General features: G+C 71.2%; 4 protein-coding genes. All 4 read left to right on the top strand.

What is annotated here, in order from left to right; genetic code table 11:
- Nucleotides 1-917 (top strand): carbohydrate ABC transporter permease (locus tag PROKR_RS30190; protein WP_245606044.1); only part of this gene is annotated, 917 nt, incomplete at its 5' end.
- 4 nt (nt 918-921) lie between these two features.
- Nucleotides 922-1,749: a carbohydrate ABC transporter permease gene (locus PROKR_RS30185; RefSeq protein WP_020014039.1), complete on the top strand. Its 828-nt coding sequence runs from the start codon at nt 922-924 to the stop codon at nt 1,747-1,749.
- 38 nt (nt 1,750-1,787) lie between these two features.
- Nucleotides 1,788-3,062 (top strand): ABC transporter substrate-binding protein, encoded by a 1,275-nt coding sequence (locus PROKR_RS30180; protein ID WP_051433530.1) that lies wholly within the window; start codon nt 1,788-1,790, stop codon nt 3,060-3,062.
- A 55-nt stretch (nt 3,063-3,117) separates the two neighbouring features.
- Nucleotides 3,118-4,287, top strand: coding sequence for an ADP-ribosylglycohydrolase family protein (locus tag PROKR_RS30175; RefSeq protein ID WP_036971691.1), 1,170 nt, complete (start codon nt 3,118-3,120; stop codon nt 4,285-4,287).
- Nucleotides 4,288-4,413: the final 126 nt, after the last annotated feature.

Raw genomic sequence — 4,413 nt, 5'->3', positions numbered from 1 at the left:
GGCCCCGGCGCAACCGAGCCCCGCGGGGCATCGAGCGGGCCCGGCGCCGCGAGGCCGCCGCGCTGGTCATGCCGTCGCTGCTGCCCATCCTGGTGCTGTCCGTCGCGCCGCTGCTCATGGGCGTGCTGCTCGCGTTCACCGACGCGGAGCTGGTGCGCCGCCCGGACTACCAGTTCGTCGGCGTCGACAACTTCGTGCGGCTGGCGGGCAACTCGTTCTTCTGGGAGTCGTTCCGCATCGGCATGGTGTGGGCGGTCTCGGTGACGCTGCTCCAGCTCGTCGCCGCGCTCGGCCTGGCGCTGCTGCTGAACTCCGGCCTGCGACTCCAGGGGCTCACCCGCGTGCTGGCCCTGATCCCGTGGGCGATGCCGCCCGTCGTCGTGGCGATCATGTGGAAGATGATCTACTCGCCCAACGCGGGTCCGCTCAACGCGTTCCTGGGCTCGGTCGGCCTGCCGGACGACATCAACTGGCTCGCCGACTTCTCGACCGCGCTGCCCGCCGTGATCGTCGTCGGCGTCTGGGTGGGCATGCCCCAGACCACGGTGACGCTGCTCGCGGGACTGCAGCAGATCCCGGACGAGCTGCACGAGGCCGCCGCGATGGACGGCGCCGGCGCCTGGCGCCGGTTCTGGGCGGTCACGCTGCCCAGCCTGCGGCCGATCGTCACGTCGATCACGTCGCTCAACTTCATCTGGAACTTCAACTCGTTCTCCCTGGTCTACGTGCTGACCGAGGGCGGGCCCGGCGGCCGCACCATGCTGCCGATGCTGTTCACCTACCTCGAGGCGTTCAAGAACCGGAACATCGGCTACGCCGCCGCGATGGGCGTCGTGCTCGTCGTCGTGGTGGTCCTCCTCCTGGCCCTGTACCTGCGCTCGCAGTTCCGCGAGGACCGCACCGAGAAGAAGGGCTGAGCCGATGCGCACCCTCGTCCGCCCCGCCCAGTACGTGGCGCTGGCCGGTTACATCCTGTTCCTGGGGTTCCCGCTGCTGTGGCTGATCTCGGCCTCGGTGAAGTCGTCCGGGGAGCTGAACTCGCTGGTCGTGAACCTGCTGCCGCAGGAGTGGCACTGGGAGAACTACTCCGAGGCGCTGGCCCGGCAGGGGCTCGTGCAGTCGGCGGCCAACAGCGCGATCGTCGCGCTCGCGTCCACCGCGCTCGTCATCCTCATCGCGTTGCCGGCCTCCTACGTGCTGGCGCGGCTCAAGGGCGCGATCCGCGCGGCCGGCGTCGGCTGGATCCTGGTGAGCCAGGTGTTCCCGGTGATCCTCGTGATCCTGCCGCTGTTCCTCATCCTGCGGACGATCGGGCTGACGGACAGCCTGGTCGGACTCACGCTCGTGCACACCACCTACACGCTGCCGTTCGCGCTGTGGATGCTGCAGGGGTACGTGGCCGCGATCCCCGTGGAGCTCGAGGAGGCGGGGTCGATGGACGGCGCCAGCCGTCTCGTGGTGCTGCGCCGGATCGTCGTCCCGCTGCTCGCTCCCGGCGTCGTCGCCACGGCGATGTTCAGCTTCGTGTCCTCGTGGAACGAGTTCTTCTTCGCGCTCGTGCTGCTCCAGTCGCCCGAGAACTACACCCTGCCGATCACCCTGTCGACGTTCATCGGCGGCGAGGGCAAGGTCGCGCTCGGCCCCCTGGCGGCGGGCTCCGTGCTCGCCGCGATTCCCAGCATCGTCTTCTTCTCGATCATGCAGAAGAAGCTCACCGGCGGCCTCATGGCCGGGGCGGTCAAGGGATGACCGTCCGTACCCGCACCACCAACCCGAAAGGCCGACCCATGAAGTCTCGTGGAGTGTTCATCGCCGCATGCCTCACGACCACCACCCTGCTGCTCGCGGCCTGCGGCAGCGGCGACGCGGGCGACGACGGCCCGGTCACCCTCAAGTTCCAGGCGCTGTCCGACCAGCCGGCCGCCATCGCGGCGACGGAGTCGATCGTCGAGGACTGGAACGAGGCCAACCCCGACGTCCAGGTCGAGATCGTCCCGGCGGGCTGGGACGGCGTCTACGACAAGCTGATCACCCAGTTCAACGGCGGCGCCGCGCCCGACATCATCCACTACGAGGCCGCGAGCATCGTCTCGTTCGCCCGGGACGGCTACCTCGCCGACCTGACCGACCTCATGTCGGACGAGCGCCGCGCCGACATCCCGCAGGGCATCCTCGACTCGGTCACGGTCGACGACCAGGTGGTCGCCTACCCGACCGAGCTGCAGTCCTACGTGGTGTTCGCCAACCGCACGCTGCTGGAGGACGCCGGGGTCGAGGTCCCGACCGGCGACACCATGACGTGGGACGAGCTGCGCGAGATCGCGCAGGCCACCACGAAGGGCGACGTCTACGGCCTCGGCTGGGGCCTGTCCAGCCCGACGGCGGCGTTCATGTCGCTGGCCCCCGGGTTCGGCGGCACCTACATCACGGGCACCGGCGAGGACGCCGACCTGACCGTCGGCGCCGGCGAGATGGCGCTGCCCGAGCTGGTGCACGCCATGGCCTACGACGACAAGACGATCCTGCCGGTGACCCTGACCCAGTCCGGGTCCGAGGCCATCGCGTCGTTCTACGCCGGGCAGACGGCGATGACGGTGCAGGGCTCGTACCAGGCCGCGAACATCGCCAAGGACGCGCCCGAGGACCTCGACTGGGTGGCGCTGCCCCCGCTGGCCGGCCCCGAGGGCCCGCAGCAGGCGGCCAACCCGCAGACCCTGTCGGTCAACATCGACTCCGAGCATGTCGAGGAGTCGGCCGAGTTCATCGAGTTCTTCACGCAGACGGACCACCTGGCCGCGCTGAACGAGGCGGACGCCCTGATCCCGGCGACGACGTCGGCCCAGGAGGCCATGACCGCCAAGCTCGGTGACGAGAACGGCTGGAGCACGATCCTGGCCTCGGGGCAGAACTTCACCGCGGCGCCGTACCTGTTCGCCGACTCGTACGCGCAGTGGAAGGACACGGTGGCGACGCCGGCCTACCAGCGCTACCTCGCGCAGGAGACCGACGAGGCGGAGCTCGCCGACCAGCTCACGAGCGGCTGGGACGAGATCACGCAGTAAGACCGACGCGAGCGACGACTGACGTACGCGACGCAGGAACGACGAGGGAGATACCGTGAGCTGGTTAGAGGACCGGTCGGTGGCCGTGATCACCGGTGCCGCAGTGGGGGACGCCCTGGGTGGGGCGACCGAGGGGTGGACGCCGGAGCAGATCGAGGAGCGGCACGGGGGCCGCGTGCGCGGCATCGTCGGGCCCTGGTACCCCAACTGGCGCGACGCCCGCCCCATCGCCCCGTACCACAAGGGGGACGGGCACATCACGGACGACACCCTCATGACCCGGGCGCTCGTGGAGGTCTACGCCAAGCGGCGCGCGCACCTGGACGCGTACGCCATGGCGGAGGACCTGGTGCCGCTGATGATCGGGGAGCCCCGGTGGATCCCCGAGCTCGAGTCGACGGCGCTGCTGCTCCAGCGGGTGTTCCTCGCCGAGAAGTGGCTGGTGGCCCGGCTGCACTACGGGCACGTGGACCCGCGAGAGGCCGGCGTCGGCAACGTCGTCAACTGCGGCGCGGCGATGTACGCGGCGCCCGTGGGGCTGGTGAACGCGGGCGACCCCCGCGGCGCCTACGCCGAGGCGATCGATCTGACAGGCGCGCACCAGTCCAGCTACGGCCGCGAGGCGGCCGGGGTCTTCGCGGCGATGGTCGCGGCCTCGGTTGCCCCGGGCGCCACGCTGGACGACGTCGTGGCCGCCGCGCTGGACGTGGCGCACGACGGGACGGCGGACGCGCTCCGCGCCGTCGTCGACGCCCTCGAAGGCTGGCCCGAGGCACCCGCGAGCGACGACGAGGAGCGCAAGCTCGCCCGCCTCGTGCGGGAGGTCGTCGCCCCCTACGACTCGGTCGGCCCGGAGTACCGGCAGATGTCGATGGACGCGCGTCGTCCCTCGCGGACCAAGTCGATCGAGGAGCTGCCGGTGGCCCTCGGGCTCCTGCTCGGGCACCGTGGCGACTTCCGCGGCTCCGTGCTGGCCGCCGTGAACTACGGGCGCGACGCCGACTCGATCGCCGTCATGGCGGGCGCCGTCGCCGCAGGCCTGGGCGGCAGCGACGTGGTGCCCACCGACTGGCTCGACGAGATCGAGACCGCCAGCAAGATGGACGTCCGCGAGACGGGTCGCCTCATGGCGGACGCCGCGGGCGACATCCTGCGGGCGGACCGCGAGCGGGCGCTGGCCCGGCTCACGGAGCTGGACGCCGTCGGGGCGGGTGAGCCCGCGTGAGGCTGACCTGGGCCCAGCCCGAGGACCTCCTGGCGCACGAGCTCGTGCAGTCGGCGGCCGAGGGCAAGGACGTCGCCGACGTCCGCGACCGCTGGGTCGCCGCGGGCGGCGACCCGACGCCGGCGG

The sequence above is a fragment of the Promicromonospora kroppenstedtii DSM 19349 genome, from assembly GCF_000515355.1.
GTDB classification, from domain to species: domain Bacteria; phylum Actinomycetota; class Actinomycetes; order Actinomycetales; family Cellulomonadaceae; genus Promicromonospora; species Promicromonospora kroppenstedtii.
The sequence above is the reverse complement of the archived record's forward strand: the minus strand, read 5'-3'. Positions and strand labels throughout refer to the sequence as shown.